This is a genomic window from Cronobacter sakazakii (genome assembly GCF_000982825.1).
GTDB lineage: Bacteria > Pseudomonadota > Gammaproteobacteria > Enterobacterales > Enterobacteriaceae > Cronobacter > Cronobacter sakazakii.
This window is the reverse complement of record NZ_CP011047.1, coordinates 2292794-2318664: the sequence shown is the minus strand read 5'-3', so window position 1 is coordinate 2318664 and position 25871 is coordinate 2292794. Positions and strand designations below refer to the sequence as shown.

The 25871-nt window shown below is 58.4% G+C and carries 27 protein-coding genes; 7 read left to right on the top strand and 20 right to left on the bottom strand.

Features of this window, described 5'->3' with window-relative positions; genetic code table 11:
* Window positions 1-80 precede the first annotated feature (80 nt).
* Window positions 81-668 (top strand): TetR/AcrR family transcriptional regulator, encoded by a 588-nt coding sequence (locus CSK29544_RS11040; RefSeq protein ID WP_007892041.1) that lies wholly within the window; start codon window positions 81-83, stop codon window positions 666-668.
* A gap of 55 nt (window positions 669-723) precedes the next feature.
* Here the strand turns inward: CSK29544_RS11040 and yfcD are convergent, their stop codons facing one another.
* The 3 genes from yfcD to yfcF are packed head-to-tail and all read right to left on the bottom strand — an operon-like array spanning window position 724 to window position 2618.
* Entirely contained in the window at window positions 724-1308 is a 585-nt protein-coding gene (gene yfcD, locus CSK29544_RS11035; protein ID WP_004387823.1) for an NUDIX hydrolase YfcD, read from the bottom strand.
* Between the two features lie 54 nt (window positions 1309-1362).
* A complete protein-coding gene (gene yfcE, locus CSK29544_RS11030; protein WP_004387821.1) occupies window positions 1363-1914 on the bottom strand; it encodes a phosphodiesterase in 552 nt (183 codons plus the stop codon).
* A gap of 59 nt (window positions 1915-1973) precedes the next feature.
* Window positions 1974-2618 (bottom strand): glutathione transferase, encoded by a 645-nt coding sequence (gene yfcF, locus CSK29544_RS11025; protein ID WP_007892040.1) that lies wholly within the window; start codon window positions 2616-2618, stop codon window positions 1974-1976.
* A 144-nt stretch (window positions 2619-2762) separates the two neighbouring features.
* Here yfcF and yfcG point away from each other — a divergent pair, with 144 nt between their 5' ends.
* The 4 genes from yfcG to CSK29544_RS11005 all read left to right on the top strand — a co-directional run bounded on the left by yfcG (window position 2763) and on the right by CSK29544_RS11005 (window position 5914).
* Complete coding sequence (gene yfcG, locus CSK29544_RS11020) at window positions 2763-3389, top strand: GSH-dependent disulfide bond oxidoreductase (protein ID WP_007892039.1); 627 nt, start codon at window positions 2763-2765, stop codon at window positions 3387-3389.
* 141 nt (window positions 3390-3530) lie between these two features.
* Window positions 3531-4433 (top strand): TIGR01777 family oxidoreductase, encoded by a 903-nt coding sequence (locus tag CSK29544_RS11015; RefSeq protein WP_007892038.1) that lies wholly within the window; start codon window positions 3531-3533, stop codon window positions 4431-4433.
* Between the two features lie 139 nt (window positions 4434-4572).
* Complete coding sequence (locus CSK29544_RS11010; RefSeq protein WP_007892037.1) at window positions 4573-5277, top strand: hypothetical protein; 705 nt, start codon at window positions 4573-4575, stop codon at window positions 5275-5277.
* On the top strand, window positions 5270-5914 hold the full coding sequence (locus CSK29544_RS11005) for an RES family NAD+ phosphorylase (protein WP_007892036.1): 645 nt from the start codon (window positions 5270-5272) through the stop codon (window positions 5912-5914). Before CSK29544_RS11010 ends, CSK29544_RS11005 begins: the two co-directional genes overlap by 8 nt.
* A gap of 27 nt (window positions 5915-5941) precedes the next feature.
* On the opposite strand, the gene hisP is transcribed toward CSK29544_RS11005, so the two are convergent.
* From hisP to pdxB, 15 genes are all read right to left on the bottom strand, one after another.
* A complete protein-coding gene (hisP, locus tag CSK29544_RS11000) occupies window positions 5942-6715 on the bottom strand; it encodes a histidine ABC transporter ATP-binding protein HisP (protein ID WP_004386652.1) in 774 nt (257 codons plus the stop codon).
* A gap of 10 nt (window positions 6716-6725) precedes the next feature.
* Window positions 6726-7442: an ABC transporter permease gene (locus CSK29544_RS10995; RefSeq protein ID WP_004386651.1), complete on the bottom strand. Its 717-nt coding sequence runs from the start codon at window positions 7440-7442 to the stop codon at window positions 6726-6728.
* The gene (locus tag CSK29544_RS10990) at window positions 7439-8125 is read right to left on the bottom strand and encodes a histidine ABC transporter permease HisQ (RefSeq protein ID WP_007776841.1); all 687 of its coding nucleotides are present in this window, start codon (window positions 8123-8125) and stop codon (window positions 7439-7441) included. The genes CSK29544_RS10995 and CSK29544_RS10990 overlap by 4 nt, the downstream gene beginning before the upstream one ends.
* A gap of 73 nt (window positions 8126-8198) precedes the next feature.
* Window positions 8199-8981: a histidine ABC transporter substrate-binding protein HisJ gene (hisJ, locus tag CSK29544_RS10985; protein WP_029039255.1), complete on the bottom strand. Its 783-nt coding sequence runs from the start codon at window positions 8979-8981 to the stop codon at window positions 8199-8201.
* A gap of 235 nt (window positions 8982-9216) precedes the next feature.
* A complete protein-coding gene (gene argT, locus CSK29544_RS10980; protein WP_004386648.1) occupies window positions 9217-9999 on the bottom strand; it encodes a lysine/arginine/ornithine ABC transporter substrate-binding protein ArgT in 783 nt (260 codons plus the stop codon).
* 276 nt (window positions 10000-10275) lie between these two features.
* Window positions 10276-10845: a UbiX family flavin prenyltransferase gene (locus CSK29544_RS10975; protein ID WP_007869579.1), complete on the bottom strand. Its 570-nt coding sequence runs from the start codon at window positions 10843-10845 to the stop codon at window positions 10276-10278.
* A 111-nt stretch (window positions 10846-10956) separates the two neighbouring features.
* Entirely contained in the window at window positions 10957-12474 is a 1518-nt protein-coding gene (gene purF / locus CSK29544_RS10970) for an amidophosphoribosyltransferase (RefSeq protein WP_004386646.1), read from the bottom strand.
* 39 nt (window positions 12475-12513) lie between these two features.
* Complete coding sequence (gene cvpA, locus CSK29544_RS10965; protein ID WP_004386645.1) at window positions 12514-12999, bottom strand: colicin V production protein; 486 nt, start codon at window positions 12997-12999, stop codon at window positions 12514-12516.
* Between the two features lie 232 nt (window positions 13000-13231).
* The gene (dedD, locus tag CSK29544_RS10960) at window positions 13232-13954 is read right to left on the bottom strand and encodes a cell division protein DedD (protein WP_029039254.1); all 723 of its coding nucleotides are present in this window, start codon (window positions 13952-13954) and stop codon (window positions 13232-13234) included.
* On the bottom strand, window positions 13944-15212 hold the full coding sequence (gene folC / locus CSK29544_RS10955; protein ID WP_029039253.1) for a bifunctional tetrahydrofolate synthase/dihydrofolate synthase: 1269 nt from the start codon (window positions 15210-15212) through the stop codon (window positions 13944-13946). The genes dedD and folC overlap by 11 nt, the downstream gene beginning before the upstream one ends.
* Before the next feature lie 70 nt (window positions 15213-15282).
* Window positions 15283-16203: an acetyl-CoA carboxylase, carboxyltransferase subunit beta gene (gene accD, locus CSK29544_RS10950; protein WP_007892032.1), complete on the bottom strand. Its 921-nt coding sequence runs from the start codon at window positions 16201-16203 to the stop codon at window positions 15283-15285.
* Window positions 16204-16353: 150 nt separating this feature from the next.
* Window positions 16354-17013, bottom strand: a complete 660-nt coding sequence (locus CSK29544_RS10945) for a DedA family protein (RefSeq protein WP_007892031.1) — start codon at window positions 17011-17013, stop codon at window positions 16354-16356.
* Window positions 17014-17038: 25 nt separating this feature from the next.
* On the bottom strand, window positions 17039-17851 hold the full coding sequence (gene truA, locus CSK29544_RS10940) for a tRNA pseudouridine(38-40) synthase TruA (RefSeq protein ID WP_007892030.1): 813 nt from the start codon (window positions 17849-17851) through the stop codon (window positions 17039-17041).
* On the bottom strand, window positions 17851-18864 hold the full coding sequence (locus CSK29544_RS10935; protein ID WP_007892029.1) for an aspartate-semialdehyde dehydrogenase: 1014 nt from the start codon (window positions 18862-18864) through the stop codon (window positions 17851-17853). The genes truA and CSK29544_RS10935 overlap by 1 nt, the downstream gene beginning before the upstream one ends.
* Before the next feature lie 67 nt (window positions 18865-18931).
* Complete coding sequence (pdxB, locus tag CSK29544_RS10930; RefSeq protein WP_007892028.1) at window positions 18932-20068, bottom strand: 4-phosphoerythronate dehydrogenase PdxB; 1137 nt, start codon at window positions 20066-20068, stop codon at window positions 18932-18934.
* 119 nt (window positions 20069-20187) lie between these two features.
* Between pdxB and flk the strand changes: the two genes are divergently transcribed.
* A complete protein-coding gene (gene flk, locus CSK29544_RS10925) occupies window positions 20188-21195 on the top strand; it encodes a flagella biosynthesis regulator Flk (protein WP_007892020.1) in 1008 nt (335 codons plus the stop codon).
* 53 nt (window positions 21196-21248) lie between these two features.
* Here flk and CSK29544_RS10920 read toward each other — a convergent pair whose 3' ends face one another.
* The gene (locus CSK29544_RS10920; RefSeq protein WP_007892018.1) at window positions 21249-23882 is read right to left on the bottom strand and encodes an autotransporter serine protease; all 2634 of its coding nucleotides are present in this window, start codon (window positions 23880-23882) and stop codon (window positions 21249-21251) included.
* Window positions 23883-23895: 13 nt separating this feature from the next.
* Between CSK29544_RS10920 and CSK29544_RS24870 the strand changes: the two genes are divergently transcribed.
* Window positions 23896-24246, top strand: a complete 351-nt coding sequence (locus CSK29544_RS24870) for a hypothetical protein (protein WP_225805828.1) — start codon at window positions 23896-23898, stop codon at window positions 24244-24246.
* A 346-nt stretch (window positions 24247-24592) separates the two neighbouring features.
* Here the strand turns inward: CSK29544_RS24870 and fabB are convergent, their stop codons facing one another.
* Complete coding sequence (gene fabB / locus CSK29544_RS10915; protein WP_004388551.1) at window positions 24593-25810, bottom strand: beta-ketoacyl-ACP synthase I; 1218 nt, start codon at window positions 25808-25810, stop codon at window positions 24593-24595.
* Window positions 25811-25871: the final 61 nt, after the last annotated feature.

Below are 25871 nucleotides of genomic sequence, written 5' to 3'. Positions count from 1 at the left end.
ACTCTGTTTTTTCCTGTGATCGCAAGCCTTGCAGCGGATCGGCGAGTCGTGATTCAATCTGCCCTTTTTACAGGAGAGCAATGTCCGTGGCGCGTCCCCGCAGTGAAGATAAAAGAATGGCGATTCTCGAAGCCGCCACCGAAGCGATAGCCGAGGCGGGCCTTGGCGCGTCGACCGCGCTTATCGCGCGTAAAGCGGGCGTGGCTGAAGGGACGATATTTCGCTATTTCGCCTCCAAGGACGATCTCTATAACGCGCTCTATGTCCATCTTAAGCAAGATTTCTGCCGTTCGATGATAGGCAAGCTCGACAGCAAGAACGACCACAAAGAAAATATTCGTTATGTCTGGAACAGCTTTATCGACTGGGGGTTAACCAAACCGGAAGCCAATCTGGCCGCGCGTAAGCTCGAAGTCAGCAGCCGTATTACCGATGAAAGCAAAAAACTGGTGACCGATATCTACCCGGAGCTCCATGAGCTTTGCGAGAAATGCATTTTGCCGCTGTTCCGCTCCAGTGAATTTCGCGCGTTTGGCGATGAAATTTTCTTTGCGCTGGCGCAGACGACCATGGATTTCGCGACGCGCGAACCGGCGCGCTCTGACGAGTTTAAAGCGGTGGGATTTGATACGTTGTGGCGCGCGATGTGCGACAACCAACAGGCGTAAGCTTACGCCGAAAAAGCCGCCCCGCGCGTCGCTGACGATGGCGGGGCCGCGACGCTTAGCTGAGCGTAGGGTTTTTCTCTTCCTGCTCTTTTTCTTTACTGTCTTTACTGTGACTGCCACTCTCCTGACCCGCGTTGCGGCTCAGCCAGAGCGAAAGCGCTTTTAGCGTATCCGGCGTAAATTCATCGCAACGCGCCGTTATCTCTTCCGGCTCCATCCAGCATACTTCGCTGATTTCGCTCTCCTGCAGCGCGAACGGACCGTGGGAGACGCAGCTGAACAACCCGCCCCAGACGCGGCAATGCTCATCTTCAAAGTAAAACTGGCCGTGCTCGGCGAAAGGAACGCCCGCGATGCCCAGCTCCTCTTCCGCCTCGCGACGCGCGCTCTCAAGCAGCGCTTCGCCCGCCTGCACTACGCCGCCTGCGGTGGCGTCGAGCATGCCCGGCATAAAGTCTTTGATATCGGTGCGACGCTGCACCAGGATTTTGCCCATACCATCATGCACCACGATATAGGTCGCGCGGTGACGCAAACGTTCGGCGCGCATCTGCGCCCGGCTGGACTGCGCTATCACCTCATTGTCTTCACTGACAATGTCCACCCATTCCATGTCTGCCAAATGATTCTGCTCCACCATCAGGAAACCTTCTTCAATAAGCGCTCTTACGGCGCGTTCTGGTTGTTCGGTAAATTAAGGGGAAATCGCGATCTGTGCAATAACCTGCGAGGTTTCCAGGGTAATGACGCTCAGCGTATCGCCATTGAGGAACCCGTAGCTTGCCGGATGCCCGCCTTTCGGCATACTGATTGAGCCTGGATTAAAGTGGAACTGCTCGCCGTGGCGCGCCGCCACCGGAATATGCGTATGGCCGTAGATCAGGACATCGCCTGCGGCCAGCGGCGGCAGGTTATCGGGGCTGTAGAGATGACCGTGGGTCAAAAAGAGCCGCTGTCTGGCGAGCAACACCTGCTGCCAGGGCGCGGTGACGGGAAACTCCAGCAGCATCTGGTCGACTTCGCTGTCGCAGTTGCCGCGCACCGCGATAATGCGGTCGGCCACGGTATTAAGCCGTTTCGCCACTTCGCCTGGGGCGTAGCCCTCAGGAAGCGGGTTACGTGGCCCGTGGTTTAAGAAATCTCCCAGCAATACCAGCCAGCGGGCGTCGCTGTCGGCAAAGCGCGCCAGCAGAAGCTCTGTGGCAGGCAGCGAGCCGTGAATATCCGAAGCAAACATCAGCTTCATTACTCACCTTCCGAATGAAAATTGTGGTGCACGCATGATAACGGATCGCGCCGGGCTTATCAGCCCAAACGCCTGGCAGAAAGTGCGATATAACGCTGCACTGACGCGCGCTGCCACTGGAACGCAGCGTAGTCGGCAAGCGCCTCCGGCACCGGGTCGCCATGCATGACCAGACGGTTAATCATCAGCGCCAGATCGGTATCTGCGAGTGACCATTCACCAAACAGATTTTGTTGCCCGTGCGGAAGTAACGCCTGCGCGCACGCGATAAGCTTATCCGCCGCCGCCTGGCCATCTGCGCTTAATGGCGCGTAGCGGGCCGCGCCAAAGATAACGTCAGTCGGACGTTCAGCACGTAACGCGCCCAGATCGCTGCGCAGCCACGCCTGCACCTGACGGGCGCGGGCACGTTTTTCAATATCGTGCGGATAGAGCCTCTCCCACACCGGCGGCGCAAAGCGCTCTTCAAGATATTCCGTAATAGCGGAGGATTCGCTCAGCGCGAAATCGTCAATCACCAGCAGCGGCACACGGCGCGTCAGGGCGAAGCCCTGCCAGTCGGCCTGTAAATGTTCGCCGCGCGACAAATCGCGGGTTTGCAGCTGAAATTGCAGACCTTTTTCCTGAAGCGCCACCCAGACGGACATCACGTAAGGGCTAAAGAAACTGGCATCTGACCAAAGCGTAATGGCGGGCTGCGACATAGCAATTCTCATCTCTGATGGCGGATAGCTAAAACTATACCGTAAACCGTTTTCTGTCATGCCGCCGGTTATGAGAGCTGCCGCATTATTCAGCAAACCGCCTATACTTTGAGCACGCCAAATCCCCATCTAAAGGACGCTGTCATGCTGGATCTCTACTACGCCCCGACGCCTAACGGCCATAAAGTTACGCTGTTTCTTGAAGAGGCCGGGCTTGAGTATCGCCTCCACCGCGTTGACATCAGCAAGGGCGAGCAGTTTAAACCGGAATTTCTCGCCATTACCCCGAACAATAAAATTCCCGCCATTATCGACCATGCGCCCTCCGACGGCGGCGCGCCGCTGAGTTTGTTTGAATCGGGCGCGATTTTGCTCTATCTCGCCGAGAAGAGCGGCAAGCTGTTGAGCGGCGAACTGCGCGAGCGTCAGGTGACGTTACAGTGGCTGTTCTGGCAGGTTGCCGGATTCGGGCCGATGCTTGGCCAGAACCACCACTTTAACCATTTCGCGCCCCAGGCAGTGCCTTACGCCATTGAACGCTATCAGGTGGAGACACAGCGTCTCTACGGCGTGCTGAATAAGCGTCTGGAGAAATGCCCGTGGCTTGGCGGCGAGCGTTACAGCATTGCCGATATCGCCACCTATCCGTGGGTGGTGTCGCACGAGCGCCAGCGAATCGATCTCGACAATTTCCCGGCGGTCAGCAACTGGTTTGAGCGCATCAGGCATCGTCCGGCGACCGAACGTGCGTACCAGCTCGCCAGCAGTTAACCAGTGCAAATACGTTGATAACCTTCTCTCTTTACAGGAAAAATTACGCCCGGCGTGCGCCATATCTCAGGCAAACCTTGCCGGGTCGCCTATGCTGAAGAGATAACACTACGTTATGCGCGGGCGGCGCAGGAGGCACTTATGGAGATTCTGGTAACTGGCGGTACTGGCCTGATTGGCCGCACGCTGACATCGCGTCTGGTGGCGTTAGGGCATCACGTCACGGTCCTCACCCGCAATCCTGAGCGTGCCCGCGCGCGGCTCGACACCGCTATTACGCTGGTGCCGGGCCTCGATCACTTCAGTAATCTCGATACGTTCGACGCGGTGATTAACCTCGCGGGCGAGCCTATTGCCGATAAACGCTGGACCGCCGCCCAGAAAGAGCGCCTGTGTCAGAGCCGCTGGCAGATAACCCAGCAACTGGTGGCGATGATGCAGGCTGGTAGCAATCCGCCTGCGGTTTTTCTCTCCGGCTCTGCGGTCGGTTATTACGGCGATCTCGGCGAAGTGGTGGTGACGGAAGACGAACCGCCGCACAGCGAATTTACCCATAAGCTTTGCGCCCGCTGGGAGCAGATAGCCGAAGGCGCGCAAAGCGATAAAACCCGCGTCTGCCTGCTGCGCACCGGCGCGGTGCTCGCGCCCGATGGCGGCATGATGAGCAAACTGCTGCCGCTGTTTCGTCTGGGCCTTGGCGGGCCGATTGGCAGCGGCCGTCAGTATCTCGCCTGGATCCATATCGACGATATGGTCAACGCGATTATCTGGCTGCTGGATAACGATCTGCGCGGGCCATTTAACATGGTCTCCCCTTACCCGGTGCGCAACGAGCGCTTTGCTCATGCGCTTGGCCACGCACTGCACCGCCCCGCGCTGATGCGCGCGCCCGCAACCGCCGTGCGCCTTATGATGGGCGAATCCGCGGTTCTGGTGCTGGGCGGCCAGCGCGCCCTGCCTAAACGCCTGGAGGAATCGGGCTTCGGTTTCCGCTGGTTTGAGCTGGAAGAGGCGCTGGAGGATATCGCTGCGCGAGCGCGTTGATGCCGTCTTTGGCTACGCGGGCAATGATGGTGCCCGCGTCCCGCTATTTTTTACACGTTTCACCCGCCGCTGGCATTCCCTCACCTGATTACGTTATAATCAATATCACGAATATCATTTATATCACGAAGGGGGCACGATGAGTTCCCGTCCACGCCACGTAAAACTGAACGAGTATCCACTGGACGTCAGCGTCGAGTTTGTCGATGTCGGGCATCTGGTGACGTCCCTGCACGAGACGCCTGCGCCCTGGGGACAGATTCACCTTTCCGATATTCCCGGTGAAGACGCCGGGCGCTATTTGATGCTCAAAATGCCGGACAACCTGGACGAAGAGACGCTGGATAACGATTTGCGGCTTGCAATTGTCAGCGCCGTCACGGCGGTGTCGCAAATGAAGCGCGCCGGGCACCATAGCGAGCCCGCGCACGCCGCGCCGTTGCAGGCCCGTAATCGCGAGCGGCTTGATGCGCTGCGCCAGACCGTGCTTGATGAAGGCCAGTGGCTGTCTGCAGGCGAAGTGAGCCTTGCCGCCGGTGCCGCGCTGAAAAACCCGAGCGCGACCGCGAACCGCTGGAAACAGGCGGGTAAAGTTTTTGCGCTGCCGGTCAACGGCAAAGATCGTTACCCCGCTTGGGCGTTTGACGAAGGCGGTCAGCCGCTGCCGTCACTCAAACCCATCCTTGCGCTGTTTCGTGAGAAAACGCCCTGGAGTATCGCCCTCTGGTTTCATTCGCCCAATGCCTGGCTTGGCGGCGCAAAACCCAAAGACCGTCTGAAAGCCGATCCGCAGGCGGTGCTGGACGCCGCAAAAGCGGAAGCCGAAGGGCCGATGCATGGTTGAATTCAGGGAAGAACGCCTGCCTGCGCCGCCTGCAGATATGCAAGTGCCGCGCGTCACGGTATGGCCCGCAGGGAAGCGGATAGTTCGCGTTCACAGCCGTCAGTTCGCGGGCGACGCTTTCAACCCCGGTTATGGTAACGCGCGTTTCAGCCCGCTACAGCGCGCCGATGGCCGTCTTATTCCTACGCTTTATGGCGGTATCGACGCCGAAGTGGCGATTATGGAATCGCTGTTTCACGATGTCCCGGCAGGCGCCTCCGGTGCCAGCTTCGATCTGCATAAGGCCCGTGAACTTTGCATCAGCACGTTAACACCGGACGTGGCGCTTGAGCTCGCTAACCTGACGCCGGTGCTGTTGCGCCGCTGGGGCGTCACGCAGGCGGCGCTGACCGGAAGCTCTCCGCAGTGTTATCCGCAAACACGGCTCTGGGCGGCGGCCATTCACGCCGCGAATCCGCGCCTTCACGGTATTAGCTGGGCGTCGCGCCAGCACGGCGGCAAAGCGCTGATGCTGTTCGGGGATCGCATTAAGCGTCTTACGCTGCATGAGAGCGTGCCGCTGATGCAAGGGGCGCTGACCGAGATTTACCGGCTGGCCGAAGAGATGGGTCTGATTCTGATAGACGACGAGGCATAACCGGCGTCCCTGCCGGACTGATAGATATTACTTCAGCGATCCCTTCAAAAACTGCTGCAGACGCGGGCTTTGCGGGTTGTTAAAGAGCGCGTCCGGCGGCCCTTCTTCTTCGATTTTGCCCTGATGCAGGAAAATGACATGCGAGGAAACGTGGCGGGCAAACTCCATTTCGTGCGTCACCACCACCATCGTTTTGCCCTCTTCGGCAAGCTTTTGCATGATACGCAGCACTTCGCCCACCAGTTCCGGGTCCAGCGCGGAAGTTGGTTCGTCGAACAGCAAGACATCCGGCTCCATCGCCAGCGCGCGGGCAATCGACACGCGCTGCTGCTGACCACCGGAGAGATGCACCGGGTATTTGCCCTGCGCGCGCTCATCGATGCCCACTTTGGCGAGGTATTTCACCGCCCGCTCGCGCGCATCCTGTTTGCTTAAGCCCAGCACCTGAACCGGCGCTTCCATCACGTTCTCCAGCACCGTCATGTGGCTCCACAGGTTAAAGTGCTGGAACACCATCGTCAGGCGCGTGCGCAGAAGGCGCAGCTGGTTTTTATCCGCCACCTTGAGCTGACCGTCCTTGTCACGCACCAGCGTAATGTTCTGGTTGTTCACCACGATGGTGCCTTCGCTGGGTTTTTCCAGAAAGTTAATGCAGCGCAGGAAGGTGCTCTTGCCGGAGCCAGAAGAGCCGATAATGCTGATGACATCACCGGCGTTCGCCTTCAGCGATACCCCTTTAAGCACTTCATGTTCGCCGTAGCGCTTGTGCAGATCGGTAACGTTTAATTTATTTTCAGACATGCGTAGCCACTCAGTGCGTTGAAGCCGGTTTCAGGTGCCGCAGCCAGCGCTTTTCCGCCTTGCGGAAGAGGCTTATCAGCACATAAGAGATAATCAGGTACAGCACCGCCGCGATGCCAAATGCCGTAAACGGCTGGTAGGTGGCGGCGTTAATATCGCGGGCGATCTTCAGCAGATCCGGGACGGTCGCAGTAAACGCCAGTGCCGTGGAGTGCAGCATCAAGATCACCTCATTGCTGTAGGCAGGCAGCGCGATGCGCAGCGCCGACGGCAGAATAATGCAGCGGTACATTTTAAAGCGTGAAAAGCCGTAAGCGCGCGCCGCCTCGATCTCGCCGTGCGGCACCGCCCGAATGGCGCCCGCGAAAATCTCGGTGGTGTATGCGCAGGTGTTGAGCGTCAGCGCCAGCACGGTACAGTTCAGGCCGCTTCGGAAAAACTCATTGAGTAACGGCGTGCCTTTCACCACTTCCAGCGTATACATGCCGGAGTAGAACACCAGCAGTTGCACGTAGAGGGGCGTGCCGCGAAAGACATAGGTAAAGAGCCAGATGGGGAACCAGACCAGCTTGTTTTCCGAAACGCGGCCAATGGCGAGAAAAACCGCCAGCACGCCACCCATCACCACCGAGGCGATAAGCAGCCAGAGCGTAATCGCCACACCCGTAAAGCGATAGCCGTCGGTCCACAACAGGGATTTCCAGTACTCCTGAATAATCTCGATCACAGGTCGGCCCTCTTCACGCCCACGGTATAGCGACGCTCAAGCAGCAGCAGAACGCCGTTGGAGAGCGTGGTAAACACCAGATAAATCAGCCCGCAGACAATCGCGAAGTAAAACGGCTGCCAGGTGCTTTTCCCGGCAAGCTGCGTTGCTTTCACGACATCTTCCAGGCCCAGCAACGACACCAGCGCGGTGGCTTTTAAAATCACCTGCCAGTTGTTGCCGATGCCCGGCAGCGCATAGCGCATCATGGAAGGAAACAGAATCCGCCGGAAGGTTTGCGAGCCGGTAAAACCAAACGCGGTCGCCGCCTCGATATGGCCTTTTGGCACGGCGAGATACGCGCCGCGGAAGGTTTCGGTGAAATAAGCGCCGTAGATAAACCCAAGCGTGATAATGCCCGCGATCATCGGGTCGATATCAAACTGGCTGAATCCCAGCGCGTCGGTAATGGCGTTCAGCGCAATCTGCAAACCATAAAAAATCAGCAGCATCAGAACGAGATCGGGCACGCCGCGAATCAGCGTCGTGTACGCCTCAAAAATCAGCGCCAGCGGGCGGTTGCGTGAGAGCTTCGCCCCTGCGCCGACCAGACCAATCGCCACCGAGAGGACAACGGCGCTGAGCGCCAGCTCCAGGGTGACGAGCGCGCCCTGAAGGATTACCTGTGAAAACCCATACAGCATGGTGACTTATCCTGTACTCAGCGTGCGCACGGCCCATCGGCGCCCCGCAGGGCGCCGTGCAAACGCGTGCGGATTAATCGCCGTAGACGTTAAAATCGAAATACTTTTTGGCAAGCTTCTCGTAGGTGCCGTCGGCGCGCATGTCGGCAAACGCCTTGTTCAGCGCCTCGCGCAGTTCGTTATCTTCTTTACGGATCCCCATCCCGGTGCCGACGCCAAAGAGTTTTTCATCTTTAATCGACGGGCCGCCGAACTGATAGCCCTTGCCCACCGGCTGCTTCAGAAAGCCTTCGCTGGCGGCCACTTCATCCTGAAACGCGGCGTCGATACGGCCCGCGGTCAGATCGGAATAGATATTGTCCTGGCCCTGATAAGAAACAATCTCCACCCCTTTCGGTGCCCAGTGCTTATTACCGTAAGTTTCCTGGGTGGTGCCCTGCAACACGCCCACGCGCTTGCCTTTCAGCGATTCCAGCGTCGGCTGAATGGGCGAGCCTTTTGCCACCACGAGGCGCGAATCCGCGGCGTAAAGCTTGTCGGTAAAGGCGATTTCCTGCTGGCGTTTTTCGGTGATCGACAGCGACGACATAATCGCGTCGATTTTCTTCGCTTTCAGCGACGGGATCAGCGCATCCAGCGGCTGTTCAGTGAACGAACATTGTGTCTGAATGCGTTTGCACAGTTCTTTGGCCAGATCGATGTCGAAACCGACCAGTTCACCCTGCGCGTTTTTCGATTCAAACGGCGCATAGGTAGGGTCAGTGCCGATACGTAAGTGCTGCGGAATTGCTGCGAAAGCCCCAGAAATGCTGGACAGCGCCAGCCCCAGAGAAAGTGCTAACAGCCTTTTTTTCATAACTATCCTCATCAGACGCGCATATTTAAATGTCAGGCGGAAAAACTGCACTTATCGTGCCATCACTGCCGCCTCGTAATCAAAACTTTATGCGCGCTGAGATAGATTTATTTTCATTTTCGGTGCGTAGAAATGCACACATGCTCTTCTCTGGTGCATAACCTGCACCATTTTGCGTCATGCCAGCCAGGCACGCACCAACATGGTGACTGGCCGGCAAACGCGTTACAGATAATCAGTCGCCGTAGACGTTAAAGTCGAAATATTTTTTCGCCATTTTGTCGTAGGTGCCGTCTTTGCGAATCTCGCCGAGCGCTTTGTCGAACGCGGCTTTCAGCTCGGCGTCTTCTTTACGCAGGCCAACGCCGGTACCGTCGCCAAAGTAGTTTTTGTCTTTTACCGACGGGCCGGCAAAGGCGTAATCCTTCCCGGCAGGCTGTTTGAGGAAACCTTCGCTGGCGGCCACTTCATCCTGCAGCGCTGCATCAAGACGGCCCGCCGAGAGATCGGAGTAGATCAGATCCTGGTTCTGGTACGCCACGACATCCACACCCTTCCCGCGCCATTTTTCATTGGCGTAGGCTTCCTGCGTGGAGCCCTGCAGCACGCCCACATGTTTGCCTTTCAGCGATTCAATAGTCGGCTGAATGGTCGCGCCTTTGGCGGCAATCAGGCGGGAGTCGGCGGCGTAAAGCTTGTCAGAGAAGGCAATCTCTTTCTGACGCTTTTCGGTAATAGAGAGCGAAGAGATAATCGCGTCGATTTTTTTCGCTTTCAGCGACGGGATCAGCGAATCGAAATCGCTGCCAACCCAGGTGCATTTCACCTGCATGCGTTTACACATCTCGTTGCCGAGATCGATATCAAACCCGACAAAATCGCCTTTAGCGTCTTTTGAGGAGAACGGCGCGTAGGTGGCATCCGTACCGATGCGTACCGTCTGGGGGAGCGCGGCGAAAACGCTGGCGCTGGTGGAAAGGCCAAGCAGTAAGGAGAACGCGAGCACCTTCTTCTTCATACATTACCCTCAAGTTTTCTGTTTTATTATCTGTTGCGTTGTGTGTTGCAGTCGGACGTTGCACTTCCCATGCCAGCTTTACGTAACCGCATACACCGCCATGATTTGTTAAAAAATGGTTGCAATGAAGTTGTGTGAATGAAGATAGCATTCCGCGCAGCAGACGCTGAGCGTGAAATCGCAAAAGGCGGGATTAAATGTCGAGGATATGATCGCGCTTGCAGAATTGCCCCAAAATGAGGCGCCGCGCTGCGCTTTGCCCCAGGGTGGCGCGCCTTACGCGCCTGGCCAGCGGGTGAAGAGATCGGCAGGAAGCGTGATATCAAGCTGATCGAGCGCGCGGTTTACCGTCTGGTTAATCACATCATCCAGCGTCTGCGGGCGATGATAAAACGCGGGCATCGGCGGCATGATAATCGCGCCAAGCTCAGCGGCCTGGGTCATCAGACGCAAATGGCCGAGATGCAGCGGCGTTTCCCGCACGCACAGCACCAGCCTGCGGCGCTCTTTTAACACCACATCCGCCGCGCGGGTCAGCAGTCCGTCGGTATAGCTGTTCACGATGCCGGAGAGCGTTTTAATCGAACACGGCAGAATAATCATTCCGTCGGTTTTAAACGAGCCGGACGAGACGCTGGCAGCGATATCGCGCGCATCGTGGTTTACATCAGCCAACGCCTGAACATCGCGCACGCTCATATCGGTTTCAAGCGACAGCGTCTGACGCGCCGCCTGGCTCATGATGAGATGCGTTTCCACCTCTGCCACCGCCTGAAGCGTCTGCAACAGGCGAATGCCATAAATCGCGCCGCTGGCGCCAGAGATGCCGACAATGATTTTTTTCATGGAGTTATCTGGAAAAGGAGCACTGAGCGAGACTTTGCCGCAAGACGCGACGAGATGCAAACGGGGATTTCGCCCCTCGCGTTGCGCAAGGGGCGACGGCACGGGGAAAGATTAGCCTTCGTTGTGCATCTCTAAGTTTTCGACTTCGTTCTGGCGCATGACCGCTTTGGCGTCGTCGTTACGCAGGGATTCGAGATATTCCAGGTACTGGTGATCGACATCTTTGGTGACGTAAACGCCGTTAAAGACCGAGCATTCGAACTGCTGAATATCCGGGTTCTCGGCGCGTACGGCTTCGATGAGATCGTCGAGATCCTGGAAAATCAGGCCGTCTGCGCCGATGATCTGGCGGATTTCATCTACTTCGCGGCCGTGAGCGATAAGCTCGTTGGCGCTCGGCATGTCGATACCGTAGACGTTCGGGAAGCGAATTTCCGGCGCGGCGGAGGCCAGATAGACCTTCTTCGCGCCCGCCTCGCGGGCCATCTCGATAATCTGCTCGGACGTGGTGCCGCGCACGATAGAGTCATCCACCAGCAGCACGTTTTTATCGCGAAACTCGGCGCGGTTGGCGTTCAGTTTGCGGCGCACCGATTTACGGCGCAGATGCTGTCCCGGCATGATGAAGGTACGGCCGACGTAGCGGTTTTTCACAAAACCCTGGCGGTAGGGTTTGTTAAGAATGCGCGCGATTTCAAGGGCGATATCGCAGGAGGTTTCCGGGATCGGGATCACCACGTCGATATCCAGATCTTCCCACTCGCGCGCGATTTTCTCGCCGAGCTTTTTACCCATTTCCACGCGAGCGCTGTAGACGGAAATCTTGTCGATAAAGGAGTCCGGACGCGCGAAGTACACATACTCAAACAGGCACGGGTTGCTGACCGGGTTGTCAGCGCACTGGCGCGTGAAGAGCTGGCCTTTTTCGCTGATATACACCGCTTCGCCAGGCGCTACGTCGCGCAGGAACTCAAAGCCCAGCGTATCGAGCGCCACGCTTTCGGACGCCACCATGTACTCGGCGCGGCCGTTACCGGCATCGCGTTTACCAAGCACCAGCGGGCGAATACCGTTAGGGTCGCGAAACGCTACCATGCCGTGGCCGATAATCATCGCCACACACGCGTATGCGCCGCGGATCAGGCGGTTCATCGCCGCGATGGCCGCGAAAATGTTGTCCGCTTCCAGCGGGTAGTGACGGAAGTTATCCAGCTCGCTGGCGAAAATATTGAGCAGGATTTCAGAATCTGAGGTGGTGTTGATATGACGGCGCTTCTCTTCAAAGAGCATTTTGCGCAGTTCATGGGCGTTCGTCAGGTTGCCATTGTGGGCAAGCGTAATACCGTAGGGCGAGTTCACATAGAACGGCTGGGCTTCGGAGGCGCTGGAGCTGCCTGCCGTCGGGTAGCGCACATGGCCGATACCCATATTGCCCTGCAGACGCTGCATGTGGCGGGCTTCGAATACATCATTCACCAGGCCGTTCGCTTTACGCAGACGGAAGCAATTATTCGCATCGATGGTGATGATGCCTGCGGCATCCTGCCCGCGGTGCTGAAGCACCGTTAACGCGTCATAAATCGACTGGTTGACCGGCATAACACCGGCGATCCCGACAATACCGCACATGTTGTCTTTTCCTCAATTCAAAGACCGCCCCCGGCACGATTACCGGGGCAGGAAACTTGACGAGCTTTGCAGATAGTCAAAGAACCATCTGATGATGAAACTGAACTGCGGGATGAGCTGCGACTTTTGCCAGTCCTCGCTTTTGGACAGGCCCGTGAAGGTATCAAGAAAGAACAGAATGGCGGCGACAATCAGCACGCCTCGCAAGGCGCCGAAACAGATCCCCAACACCCTGTCTGTACCCGACAGGCCGGTTTTCTCCACCAGTGCGCCAATCACATAGTTGACTATCGCACCGACGATAAGCGTCGCGATAAACAGCACCGCGATAGCTATCCCATTACGTACCAGTTCATCTTCAAAGCCGGTGAACCAGACTGCCAGGTAAGTGTAGTAATGACTGGCGACAAAGAAAGCACAGCCCCAGGTGACCAGCGACAGCGCCTCTCTCACGAAGCCGCGGATGAGGCTGACCAGACACGAGAAACCCACTACTGCAATGATGGCGTAATCTATCCAGACCATGAATGTGTCCCACGATAAAACGCCCTGACATCCGGTTCGGGGCGCATTCTAACAGAAAAAGAAAACGTTTGCGTAGGGATTTCCTTTCCACGCGTTAATAAAAAATGGCGTTGAAAAAATCTTCAACGCCATCCGTCCGTTACGCCCGCGGGCGGCAAAAAAGCGCCGTATGCGGGCCGTCTGTGGCGCGATGCGGTTTCTCGGTGCGCCTTTTAAAAAGACGCCAGACCGCTTAATTCACGCTGTAATTCATTATCACGCCGTTAAGCCCTGACAGGCTGTTCAGCTCGCCAAGCGACGATTTTAACTTATCCTTCGACGCCTCCGGCCCTACCAGAATGCGGGTGATTTTCCCTTGCACCGGCGTGGACGGCGACGTATACGCCCGATAACCCGCCGAGCGCAGTTTGCCGACGATTTCATTGACTTTATCGGCGTTTTTCAGCGCACCGAGCTGCACGACATACGCCTTGCCCGCAGGCGGCGTTTGCGGTTTCTCCGGCGGCGCGGTTTTCGCAGGCGCGGGCGCTTCGGCCTCGCTCACCATCGCGAGCTGCTCGTCGGTTTTATCGCGTTGCGGCTTGCTCTGGGGCTTATCGGCAGTCCGTGTTTTCGCAGGCTCCGTCGCTTTCGGCTTCGCAGACGTCACCGGCACTTCATCCAAATCCGCGCCGGTATCGGCAGGCAGTCGCGTGGTATCTATCGACGTCGCCGCCGCGTTACCGGCTCTCACCTCTTCCGCCGCGCCTTCCGGTGGCTGAGACGGCAGCGCCTGGGTTGCAGCCGGCAGCATATCCGGCTCGTCGCGATCGCCAGGTTTCGGCACCAGCGGGATCGCCGCGAACTCATCCTGATAATGTTTTTTCTGGCCGTCCAGCAGCCCTGGCAGCACGATAACGCCCAGCGCCACCAGCACAATTGTGCCGACTAATCGGTTCTGAAACTTACTCGCCACCTCGTCTCCCCGCGTCCATCTCTTCCATTACCGCTGCGACGGTATGAAACGACCCGCATACCAGCACCGTATCAACAGGCTGCGCGTCGGCCAGCGCCGCGTGCCAGGCCTGCGCCACGCTATCAAAGACAGCGCTGGCCTGCAGATGTTCCGCAAGCTCTTCGGCGCGGGCGCCGCGCGGCCCGTCCAGAGGGGCACAATACCAGCTATCCACGACCCTCTCCAGACAGGCGAGCGTTCCGGCGATATCTTTATCATGCAGCATGCCGATAACGGCCAGTACGCGCCCGGCGGATGGCGACTGCGCGAGCCGCTGCGCCAGATAGCCCGCCGCGTGCGGATTATGGGCTACATCCAGAATGATGCGCGGGGCCTCGCTCACAATCTGGAAACGCCCCGGCAGCGCGGCGCGCGTGATACCGTCGCGGTAAGCCTGCTCGCTGATTTGCAGGCCGCTTGCGCGAAGCGCGGCGAGCGCAGTCGCCGCGTTAGGCTGCGGCACCTGCGGCAGCGGAAGATGAGTCAGTTCGCTGTCGCCATCACTAAAGCGCCAGCCGTCGCGTTCCGCCTCATAGCGCCAGGCGTCGTTCACACAAAGCAGTCGTGCGCCCTTCTCCTGCGCCACCTGCGCGATGGTGTGCGGCATGTCCGTCTCGCCCACGACCGCCGGTTTGCCCGCGCGGAAAATACCGGCTTTCTCGCGCCCGATGCTTTCACGATCCGGCCCCAGCCAGTCGGTATGATCGAGCGCGATGCTGGTGATGACCGCCACATCGCAATCCACCAGGTTGGTGGCGTCCAGACGCCCGCCGAGCCCGACTTCGAGGATAACGACATCCAGCTGCGCCTGCTTAAAGAGCCACAGCGCGGACAGCGTGCCGTACTCAAAGTACGTGAGGGACGTTTCACCACGCACGGCTTCAATCTCCGCAAAGGCGGCGGTGTGCTGGCTTTCGGCAAGCTCCTCGCCCTGCACGCGCACGCGCTCGGTGTAGCGCACCAGGTGCGGCGAGCTGTAGACGCCCACGCGATAGCCTGCCGCCATCAGCACCGCTTCGAGCGTGCGGCAGGTGGTGCCTTTGCCATTAGTGCCCGCGACGGTAAAGACAAACGGCGCGGGTTTCGCCACATCAAGCAATGCCGCCACGCGCGAGACGCGCTCAAGGCCCATGTCGATGGTTTTACCGTGCAGGTTTTCCAGATAAGAAAGCCACGTGGCCAGAGGCGACGTGGCTTGGGGAAGGTGTTGCTTTTCCATGATGCCCGTATCCTGGTTACGGTTCATAAACAAGAAGGGCAGCGCCTTATGGCCCTGCCCTTCATGACTATCAGGCCTCGTGATCCTGGTCCGGTACCGGCGGCACGACCACCGCTTCACGCGGCGCGTCCGGGCTTGGTGCCGGAAGGTTCATCAGCTTCGCCAGAATGCTGGCAAGTTTGAGGCGCAGCTCCGGGCGACGCACGATCATATCGATAGCGCCTTTTTCGATCAGGAACTCACTGCGCTGGAAGCCAGCAGGCAGTTTTTCACGCACGGTCTGCTCGATAACGCGCGGTCCAGCGAAGCCGATCAGCGCTTTCGGCTCGGCGATATTGAGATCGCCAAGCATCGCGAAGCTCGCGGAAACGCCGCCCATGGTCGGGTCGGTCAGCACGGAGATGTACGGCAGTCCACGCTCCTGCATTTTCGCAAGCGCCGCGGAGGTTTTCGCCATCTGCATCAGCGACATCAGCGCTTCCTGCATACGCGCGCCGCCGGAGGCGGAGAAGCAGATAAGCGGGCAGTTGTCTTCCAGCGCCTGCTCAACCGCACGCACGAAACGCGCGCCCACGACGGAACCCATTGAGCCGCCCATAAAGGCGAACTCGAACGCCGCCGCAACAACCGGCATACCGTGCAGGGTGCCTTTCATCACCACCAGCGCGTCTTTCTCGCCGGTTTCCTTCTGGGCGGTGGCCAGACGATCCTTGTATTTTTTGGAATCACGGAACTTCAGCACATCTTTCGGCTCAAGCTCACTGCCCAGTTCCACCAGCGACCCTTCGTCTAACAGGCTGTGCAGACGGTCGCGCGCCGCCATGCGCATGTGGTGATCGCATTTCGGGCAAACCTCAAGGTTACGCTCCAGTTCGGCGCGGTAGAGTACCTGGCCGCAGCTGTCGCACTTGGTCCACACCCCTTCCGGGATGTTTGCCCTGCGAGTGGGAGTAATATTGCTTTTATTGAGAATTCGTTCAATCCAGCTCATTGATAACCTTTCTGCCTGAACCTGGTCGATGCCAGTTTTTCTGTGGGGGCGCATAATGCCATTATTGCCTTCCACAGACCATAAATGGTGCTCATTAAACCATAACGGCCCGCAACTTTGGATAAAAAAGTGGTCGAACCGCCAGAGGGCTTATTTTATCTGGCGCGCCGCGGCGCGTTTGTGACGCACCACTTCATATACGCCCGGCAATACCGAGAAGACGATAATGGCGACGATCAGCAACTTCAGATTGTCCTGAATAAACGGCATCGCGCCAAAGAAGTAGCCCGCGTAGGTAAACAGCAGAACCCACAACAGCGCGCCCACCACGTTATACAGGGCAAAATGACGATAGGACATATGCCCCATCCCGGCGACGAACGGCGCGAAAGTGCGCACGATCGGCACGAAGCGGGCGAGGATAATCGTTTTACCGCCGTGACGCTCATAAAACGCATGCGTTTTATCAAGATAGCTCTGACGGAAGATTTTTGAATCCGGGTTGCTGAACAGCCGCGCGCCAAAGAGTCGGCCTATAGTGTAGTTCACCGCGTCGCCGAGTATCGCCGCGATAACCATTAAAAGCGCCATCAGGTGCACATTGAGATCGTTGGACGGCAGCGAGGAGAGCGCGCCCGCCACAAACAGCAGCGAATCGCCCGGCAGAAACGGCGTCACGACAAGCCCCGTTTCGCAGAACAGGATCAGGAACAGGATCGCGTATACCCAGATCCCGTACTGCGCCACCAGCTCCGCCAGATGCACGTCGATATGTAAAATAAAATCAATCAGAAAGCGAATAATGTCCATACTGGTTCTTCTTCCCCGACTGCTGTCAGTCAGCTAAAAAAAGTGGGCCCATCGGCGGCTTTGGAAGCTCAAACTGCGCCGGATAATCCACCGACACCAGATAAAGCCCTTCCGCCTTCGCCGTCGCTGCCGCAAGCGTTCTGTCCTTAGCCGCCAGCAGTTCTGCTATCCAGCTCTCCGGCTGGTTACCGCAGCCTATTTCCATCAGGCTGCCAACGATATTACGCACCATATGATGCACAAACGCGTTAGCCTTGATATCCACCACAATGTACGCCCCGAAGCGCTCAACGTTGATATGCATCAGGTTGCGCCAGGGCGTGCGGGACTGGCACTGCACCGCGCGAAACGAGGTAAAGTCGTTTTCGCCGATAAGACACTGCGCCGCCCGGTGCATACGCTCTGCGTCCAGCGGCAGGTGGTAATGCGTCACCCCTTGCGAGAGCACCGCCGGCCGCAAACGGTGATTATAGATAACGTAGCGGTAACGGCGGGCCGTGGCGCTGAACCGGGCGTGAAACTCCGCGGGCACATCTTTCACCCAGCGCACCGCGATGTCACCAGGTAAATTCGCATTTACGCCGAGCGTCCAGGCGGCATCTTTGCGAATAGCGGTCGTTTCAAAGTGCACCACCTGTCCGGTGGCATGCACGCCCGCGTCGGTACGGCCCGCGCAGAAGACGTTAATCGGTTCGTTCGCCACCTGCGAGAGCGCCTTTTCAAGCTTCTCCTGGACGCTGCGCACTTCCTGCTGACGCTGCCAGCCGTAATATTTACTGCCGTCGTACTCAATGCCAAGCGCGATTTTAACTACCGGCTTTTCCAGACTCTCCGACATCAGTACAGGTACTCCTGCAGCAGTTTTTCCGCCGTTTTGATGGCCATCAGCGCGCCGCCGAAGCGCACGTTATCAGCGACCGACCAGAACTGGATCTGCTCCGGCATGCCGTAGTCGTTACGCACGCAGCCGATGGAAAGATGCACGCTGCCGGAGGCGTCGCCCACCTGCGTCGGATAGTCGTTCTCTTCAGAGAGCGCGATGTCCTGATCGCGCTCCAGCGCGTCGCGGGCTTCTTCCGCCGCGAGAGGGCGCAGCGCTTCGAAATTCACCATCTGGGCATGACCGTAAAATACCGGTGCCTGTACGCTGGTGACGGAAATCATCAAACCTTCGTCCTGCAATACCTTGCGCACTTCATCCACCAGACGGCGATCCTGGCGCACGCTGCCTTCGCGGTCCGGCAGCAGCGGCAGCATGTTGAACGCCAGCTGGCGGCCAAAATGATCGTCTTCATCGACCGGCATCCCGTTCAGCAGGCGCGCGCTCTGGCCCGCCAGCGCGTCCACCGCCGTTTTACCCTGCGCGGAAACGGACAACAGATTCGTCACCTGAATGCGCGACAATCCGCCTGCTTCCATCAGCGGACGCAGCGCCGTCAGAAGCTGGCTGGTCAGGCTGTCGGCCACCGCCACTACGTTGCGGTTGCGGTAATCTGCCAGTACATACGGGTTGACGTCCGGCACCACCAGCGGCACGTCCGGCTCCAGCGCGAACAGGCCGCTGGAATCGATAACCAGACAACCGGCGTTGGTCGCGTCATCCACGTAGCGGGCGCTTGCTTCCTGGCCTGCGACGAAAAAGGCGAGCTGCGCCTGAGTCCAGTCGAACGCGTCGGCATCCTGCACCTGCACGCTTTTACCGTTGAAGCGCAGCGTTTCACCCGCGCTTTCATTGCGCGCCAGCGCATAAAGTTCACCCACCGGGAACTGACGCTCGGCGAGTTGCTCAAGCAGGGCCTCTCCCACGGCGCCCGTCGCGCCCAGTATGGCGATATTCCAGCCTTCAGACATGGTGGTTTTTACTCCAGAAAATAAAATGCCTTCCCCGCCGGTTTGCGGGGAATAAGAGAATCAGTGATTAACGGATCGGATGATGGGTCGCGTTAAAACCCAGCTTTTGCAGCAGCGCGGCGGCGGCTTCGTCATCGCACTGCACATAGAGCGACGACCATTCGCGGCGCTCCTGGTAATTTTTGCGAAGCTTATCAAACTCGCCTGGAATGCCCGCCACGCGGCGAAGCGGCGCGTCGTCGCGGCGCACATCATATACCAGATGCACCAGCCGTTTCAGCGTCGCCTGATCGAGCGGCCCCTGAAGCGTGATGCGGCCAAATTCCGGCGGCGGCAGCAACGTGGCAAGCGCCACCTGCTGCGGCGTGCCGAGAAACTGGCTGTACGCCTCAAACACCTGCGTAGTGCCGCGCGCTTTGCCTTCCAGCGTATAGCCCGCGATATGCGCGGTGCCGATATCAACACGCTTTAAAAGCTCAACGTTAAGCGCAGGCTCCGGCTCCCAGACATCCAGCACGACACTGAGCGGCTGCCCCGCCTCAAGGCGCGCCAGCAGCGCGGCGTTATCGACCACCGGGCCGCGGCAGGCGTTAATGAGAATAGCGCCGGGCTTAAGGCGCGCGATCAGCGCCTCGTCGGCCAGATGCAGCGTTTTGTACGGACCGTCTTTAAAGAGCGGCGTGTGGAAGGTGAGAATGTCTGCCTCGCGCACCAGCTCGTCGAGTGTGCGGAAATCGCCGCTGTCGCCGCGATCGGCACGCGGCGGATCGCACAGCAGCGTGCGTACGCCGAGCGCCTCCAGCCGCGCCTGCAAACGAGAGCCGACGTTACCCACGCCGACAATGCCGACAGTGCGGTCAGTGAGCGCAAAGCCGTCGCGCTCGGCAAGCATCAGCAGCGCGGAGAATACATATTCGACGACGGCGATAGCGTTGCAGCCGGGCGCGGCGGAAAACCCGATGCCTGCCTCGCGTAAATAGTCTTCATCAACGTGATCGGTGCCCGCCGTGGCGGTGCCGACAAACCGGATGTTTTTGCCTGCCAGCAAATCGCGATTCACCTGCGTGACCGAGCGCACCATCAGTGCGTCGGCATCGTCCAGCGCCGCCTGCGGGATCGGGCGGCCAGGCACGGCCTGCACCTCGCCAAGACGGCTGAACAGCTCGCGTGCGTAAGGCATATTTTCATCAACGAGGATTTTCACGTTTCTCTACCTGTTTATGTGCGGGAGATAGCCGTTAAGTGTGCCATAATCTCGCCGCCAGGCATACTTAACAGCGTGGTTAGTTTCGCGGCACCGTCCGGTCAGGTTAAGGATTATTGATGATGCAACCCATTCATGGCGCCACGCCCCGCCCGGCGGGGGAGCCTCCCACATCGCCCCACTCCGCAGGCGAGCAGCCGCTTTCCACTCAGCAGCGCACGGTGCTTGAGCGGCTTATCACCCGGCTTGTGGCGCTAACCCAACAGCAAAGCGCCGAAGTCTGGGCCGGTATGAAGCACGATCTGGGCTTAAAGAGCGATGCGCCGCTGCTTTCGCGCCACTTCCCCGCTGCCGAGCAGAATCTTAACCAGCGGCTAGGCCAGGCGCAGCAGACCCACACTCAGCGCCAGGTGTTGTCGCAACTGACCGAGCTTCTGAACGTCGGCAACAACCGCCAGGCGGTGAGCGATTATATCCGCCAGCAGTTTGGGCACACCGCGCTGAACCAGCTTTCCGGCGAGCAGCTCAAAAGCGTGCTGACGCTACTGCAAAACGCGCAGCTGAATATTCCGCAGCCTCAGCAGCGCCCGGCGACCGACCGCCCGATGCAGCCCGCAGAGCATAATACGCTCAACCAGCAGGTAACGAAGCTTGCCGCCGCGACCGGCGAATCGCCGAAGCTCATCTGGCAGTCAATGCTGGAGCTTTCAGGTGTGAAAAGCGGCGAGCTGATTCCGGCGAAGCATTTCGCCGCGCTCTCGACCTGGCTTGTTGCGCGCCAGACGCTCGCCGACCAGCCCGCGCCGACGCTGCACAGCATTCAGGCCGCGCTGCGCCAGCCGCTGGAATCGCGCGAATGGCAGGAGATAAGCGACTACGCGCAGCAGCGCTTTCAGGCCACGCCGCAAACGGTGCTGACCACCGCCCAGGTGCAGGATATTCTTAATCAGGTGTTTATTCGTCGCTCGGAAGGGTCGCCGGAAACGCTTGAAGTGCGCCATATTCAGCCGATCTACAGCCCGCTTATCGCGTTCTTCACCCAACCGATGAAGCAGATTTCCGCGAAACCTGGCCTTGCGATGTTCCTGCTGGTGCTGGTTATTCTTCTGCTCTGGCTGGTTATCTGACAGACAGCAAAAAGGCGTCTTACGACGCCTTTTCTTTTTCTTCAGTCCCTGTATCAGAAACTTAACGATACGCCGGCCATCACGCTGCGGTTGCTGTTGCGCCCGTCGCTGGTCTCCTGCTCGCCCGTCAGATTCAGATTCAGCGCCGGGTTCACCTGCCAGCCGAGCGATACTGCGCTGGTCAGCGTTTTCTCCGGTGCCGTCACGCCGTGCAGCGGCACCGGCTGATCCACGCCGGTGAAGCTCGCCTGGTAGCGGCCTTCATCCTGGCTCAACGCACGCTGCAGGTGAGTCTGGAAGCTCAGATCCAGCCGCCCGTGGGTTTGCAGATCGAACGTGTACGCCGCGCGCAACCCCACGCCCGCCTGCCAGCGCGTGGTGGTCTGGTTGTCAGCGCGCAGGCCAAAACCTGAGCCGCTCTTCTCGCTAAACGCATCCTGCTTCAGCGTGATGTATTGCGTATCGATAAACGGCGTCACGGCTAAGCCGTCCACGTTAAAGCGATAGCCGGTTTCGCTGCCAAGCGACATCCAGCTGCCGCTCTGACGGCTGCTGACGCGCTCGGAACGGCTGCCGAGCCACAACATACGGCGCTGCTGGCCGTCGTAATACCCGGACGCCAGGCGCCCGGTCAGGTAGTAGCCGCCGTAGATCTTGCCGCCGTACAGCGCCGCTTCGCTCAGCGTGCCGGTGTTGCGCTCGCCGCCGCTGCTCAGCGCGCTGAACGTGTCGGTGCGCGACAGCGACGTGCCGATAAACGTGTGCTCATCAATAAACCGGTCCTGGCCGGTCACCCACCCTTTCATGGAGTAGCTCACCGGCGAATATCCGCTGCGCCCGAGGCTGCCGTTCCAGGAGAGCGTATCGCTCCAGCTACGGCTTTGCGGCGCGTCCAGCAGCGCGTTGATGTGATTCGCGCTGCTGCGCTGATTCACATTGATGGCCTGCCAGGTGAGCGCCGCCGTCGCTGCCGGAAGCTGGCCGGAGAGGCTCTCCAGCGCCGCGCGGGCAGACGGGTTATTCGAGATGTGCTGCAACTCGCCCGCGGCGGACGCAAACGAACTGGCGCGTACCGCCACGCCGGTCGCGACTTGTTTATCAAGCTGCGTAAACGCCTGTTCCAGACGCACGGCGGCGGACTGCGTAGCCGCAGACGTGCTGGCGACTTTGGTCTGCGTCACCTGCAGGCGCTTGATGTTCAGCCACACCTGCTTCGTACTGTAGCCCACCGAGCCTGTCAGGAACACGCCCGCCGACTGCGTAAAACGGCTGAATTTGCCGGATACCGCGCCCGCGTTGACCACCGGCTGGCGCGCCTGGGTGATGTAGCCTGCCGGTACGCCCAAAAGATGCAGGTTACCGGCGAGCGTCGCGCGCCCTGCCACATCCAGCGTCGAGCCGAGCATAAACGCCAGACTGCCGGTGGTGCGCTGAGTATAGTTGGTCATAAAGCGCGTTTTGCCGTCGCGCAGCAGCAGAAAACCGCTGTTATCGACATTGCCTTTTACCGTGCGCACATCCAGCGTGCCCGCGCGGCCAATGTTCACCGCGGAGGCCAGACTTTTCGCCGACGACAGGCTACCGCCCAGCACCTGTGTGGTGCCGGTATAGCTGGCGTCCTGCGTCAGCACCAGCTTGCCGGTACCGCTTTTAATCAACCCGCCGCTGCCGCTGATTGCGTTGCTCCAGGTCGAGGTGTAGCTGTTAAACGCGACGCTCACGGTGCCCCAGTTAAACTTCGCCGGGCCGTTAATCGCCTTCGCGGCGTTCAGCAGGCCGTAACCAAATACCGCGTCCACGCCCGGTGCGCCGATATCGGTCGCGGTGCCGAGCACCGTCTGGCGAACCAGATCGTTCGTGAAATAAGGGTATTTCTGCCAGACCATCGCCGCCACGCCCGAAACCTGCGGCGCGGCGAATGAGGTGCCGCTCACCAGGCGCAGCACCGCTTTACCGGTGCTGTCTGTCGACTGCACGTAAACGCTGCCGGGTGCCGCGAGGCAGCTGTTTTTCATCACGCCGCAGCGGTTGGCATAGCTTGCGATATAGCTTGGGTTAAAAGTATCGACCGCCGTCGCCACCAGCCAGCCTTTATCCAGCCCGGAAGCGGGTGCCAGTGATGGCAGTTTCGCAACGCCTACCGGATTCGCCGCGCCATCGTTGCCGCTCGCAAACACAATCAGTCCGTTATACGACGAGATAAAAGGCTTCCAGGCGTTTACAAAATAGGTAGTCGTGGCCGTGCTGGTCGGGTTCCAGTCAGGAATACCCCAGGAGTTATTGATAATTTTCGCGCCTGCACGCGCGAGATCGTAGTTAATCTGCCCGAAATTCAGGCTCTGGCGCGTATTGGCGACATCAGGAATGATACGCGCGCTGATAAGCGTCGCGCCCGGCGCAGTACCGCCGGTGAACAGGCCTGTGGCGCGGCCCGCGAGCGTCTGGGCGACCATCGTGCCGTGGCCGCGCACATCGCCAACGCTCAGATTATTGGCGCTCGCGTCGACATAGTTCAGCGTGCCTTTCACCACCCCCAGCAGCGCCGGATGCGTGGTCAGAATACCGGTATCCGCCACGCCGACTTTTATCCCGGCGCCGTTGACGCCTGCCGCGCGCGCCGTCGCGGCGCTGGTGATAAACAGCGGACGGTTATAGTTGGTGCGCGTGACGACATCCGCTGCCGCCACAGAGGGGACATACGTGAAAGTATCATCCGCATTCTTCTTTGCGCTGGCAGAGGCGGCCCCTGAGCAGGACAGAATAATAAGTGGAATTACTTTTCCTGTGGTCAAAAAAGTCCCTTTACCCAGAGATACGTCTGTGGGCATGGTTGGTTTCCCCGGCTGGCAAGGCCTCGTGAGAGGCAAACAACTATTCCCTGAATTCCGCAAACTGATTTCGGATTTCTTTTATGCTGCGTCCTTCACTCTTATCTTTTTGAAAAGATTGAGAATGGCATTATGTGATATGCGTTTCCGCTACGAGTTACCGTTAATGCAAAGAAAACGGCTACTCAGATATATACGGATATATCGTCAAAAAATGCCATAACTTTAAGAAAGAAGCCAATAAAGGCATTTTCATTAAACTAAATTATATTTATCAGCAGGTTAGAATTATTATAAATATATTTTTTACGACTTAAGTTAAATTAAATAAAAACAGAAAAGTTTAAGCCATGGTTAAATAAGGATTTTCATGAAACGACACACATCAGGAAGGAACAGTGTTTAACACTATTAAATCAAAAGGTTATTCTTAATAAGGCAGGAGAGATGTCAGTAACTACAGGGAGGAGGAGATTAAGCCTGTTTCGGATAGAGAAACAAGAAATGTTAAAGGCGGAGAGTAAATATAAAAAAAGGAGCCTTTCGGCTCCATTTCTTTTAAAGAGACGTTACGCCTGATATTTACGCATAACCAGTGTGGCGTTGGTGCCGCCAAAACCGAAGCTGTTGGACATTACCGTCGTCAGCTCACGCTCAACCGGCGCGGTGATGATGTTCATGCCTTTCGCCTGCTCGTCCAGCTCTTCAATGTTGATGCTCGGCGCGATAAAGCCGTGCTCCAGCATCAGCAGCGAGTAGATAGCTTCCTGAACGCCTGCGGCACCCAGCGAATGGCCGGTCATCGCTTTGGTTGCGGAGATAGCCGGCGTGTTGTCGCCGAAGACTTCACGAATAGCGCCAAGCTCTTTCACGTCGCCAACCGGTGTAGACGTACCGTGGGAGTTCAGGTAGTCAATCGGCGTATCCACGCCATGCATCGCCATCTTCATGCAGCGCACCGCGCCTTCGCCAGACGGTGCGACCATGTCGGCACCATCGGAGGTTGCGCCGTAGCCGACGATCTCTGCATAGATGTGCGCACCGCGCGCCAGCGCGTGCTCCAGCTCTTCTACCACGACCATACCGCCGCCGCCTGCGATGACAAAGCCGTCACGGCTTGCGTCATAGGTACGGGACGCTTTGTCCGGGGTCTCGTTGTACTTAGTGGAGAGCGCGCCCATCGCGTCGAACTCACACGCCATTTCCCAGCCCAGCTCTTCACCGCCGCCCGCAAACACGATGTCCTGTTTGCCAAGCTGGATCTGCTCAACCGCGTTGCCGATGCAGTGCGCGGAAGTCGCACACGCGGAGCTGATGGAGTAGTTAACGCCGTGGATTTTAAACGGGGTCGCGAGGCAGGCGGAAACCGCAGAGGCCATCGCTTTAGTCACCACGTAAGGGCCGACCGCTTTCAGGCCGCGCGGGCTGCGCATCGCGTCAGCGCCGAACACCTGGGCTTTGGACGAACCACCGGAGCCGGCCACGATACCGACGCGCGGGTTGTTCTGATACACCTCGTCGGGCAGACCAGCGTCTTTAATCGCTTCCTGCATGGAGAGATAAGCATAAATAGAGGCGTCGTTCATGAAACGCACCACTTTACGGTCGATAAGACCGGTGGTGTCCAGCTTCACGTTGCCCCAGACGTGGCTACGCATACCTGCGTCGAGAAATTCTTGAGAGAAAGTGATCCCCGAGCGTCCTTCACGCAGGGATGCCAGGACTTCCTGCTGGTTATTACCGATGCTGGAAACGATGCCCAGGCCAGTAATTACTGCACGTTTCATTCAATACCTCTTCGAGTACGCTAAGTAAGTTGTCGTGTCGCAAGATAGCGTACAGTTGTAC

Excerpts from the sequence above, each read along its gene's own strand:
- argT (WP_004386648.1), bottom strand. The coding sequence starts at position 9,999 with ATGAAGAAGAAGGTGCTCGCGTTCTCCTTACTGCTTGGCCTTTCCACC.
- CSK29544_RS10945 (WP_007892031.1), bottom strand. The coding sequence starts at position 17,013 with ATGGACATTATTCGCTTTCTGATTGATTTTATTTTACATATCGACGTG.
- cvpA (WP_004386645.1), bottom strand. The coding sequence starts at position 12,999 with ATGGTCTGGATAGATTACGCCATCATTGCAGTAGTGGGTTTCTCGTGT.
- fabB (WP_004388551.1), bottom strand. The coding sequence starts at position 25,810 with ATGAAACGTGCAGTAATTACTGGCCTGGGCATCGTTTCCAGCATCGGT.
- yfcE (WP_004387821.1), bottom strand. The coding sequence starts at position 1,914 with ATGAAGCTGATGTTTGCTTCGGATATTCACGGCTCGCTGCCTGCCACA.
- CSK29544_RS11040 (WP_007892041.1), top strand. The coding sequence starts at position 81 with ATGTCCGTGGCGCGTCCCCGCAGTGAAGATAAAAGAATGGCGATTCTC.
- CSK29544_RS10975 (WP_007869579.1), bottom strand. The coding sequence starts at position 10,845 with ATGAAAAAAATCATTGTCGGCATCTCTGGCGCCAGCGGCGCGATTTAT.
- yfcG (WP_007892039.1), top strand. The coding sequence starts at position 2,763 with ATGCTGGATCTCTACTACGCCCCGACGCCTAACGGCCATAAAGTTACG.
- yfcD (WP_004387823.1), bottom strand. The coding sequence starts at position 1,308 with ATGGTGGAGCAGAATCATTTGGCAGACATGGAATGGGTGGACATTGTC.
- folC (WP_029039253.1), bottom strand. The coding sequence starts at position 15,212 with ATGGAAAAGCAACACCTTCCCCAAGCCACGTCGCCTCTGGCCACGTGG.
- hisP (WP_004386652.1), bottom strand. The coding sequence starts at position 6,715 with ATGTCTGAAAATAAATTAAACGTTACCGATCTGCACAAGCGCTACGGC.
- accD (WP_007892032.1), bottom strand. The coding sequence starts at position 16,203 with ATGAGCTGGATTGAACGAATTCTCAATAAAAGCAATATTACTCCCACT.
- hisJ (WP_029039255.1), bottom strand. The coding sequence starts at position 8,981 with ATGAAAAAAAGGCTGTTAGCACTTTCTCTGGGGCTGGCGCTGTCCAGC.
- CSK29544_RS10935 (WP_007892029.1), bottom strand. The coding sequence starts at position 18,864 with ATGTCTGAAGGCTGGAATATCGCCATACTGGGCGCGACGGGCGCCGTG.
- CSK29544_RS11010 (WP_007892037.1), top strand. The coding sequence starts at position 4,573 with ATGAGTTCCCGTCCACGCCACGTAAAACTGAACGAGTATCCACTGGAC.
- yfcF (WP_007892040.1), bottom strand. The coding sequence starts at position 2,618 with ATGTCGCAGCCCGCCATTACGCTTTGGTCAGATGCCAGTTTCTTTAGC.
- purF (WP_004386646.1), bottom strand. The coding sequence starts at position 12,474 with ATGTGCGGTATTGTCGGGATCGCCGGTGTTATGCCGGTCAACCAGTCG.
- flk (WP_007892020.1), top strand. The coding sequence starts at position 20,188 with ATGATGCAACCCATTCATGGCGCCACGCCCCGCCCGGCGGGGGAGCCT.
- CSK29544_RS11015 (WP_007892038.1), top strand. The coding sequence starts at position 3,531 with ATGGAGATTCTGGTAACTGGCGGTACTGGCCTGATTGGCCGCACGCTG.
- CSK29544_RS10990 (WP_007776841.1), bottom strand. The coding sequence starts at position 8,125 with ATGCTGTATGGGTTTTCACAGGTAATCCTTCAGGGCGCGCTCGTCACC.
- CSK29544_RS11005 (WP_007892036.1), top strand. The coding sequence starts at position 5,270 with ATGGTTGAATTCAGGGAAGAACGCCTGCCTGCGCCGCCTGCAGATATG.
- truA (WP_007892030.1), bottom strand. The coding sequence starts at position 17,851 with ATGTCGGAGAGTCTGGAAAAGCCGGTAGTTAAAATCGCGCTTGGCATT.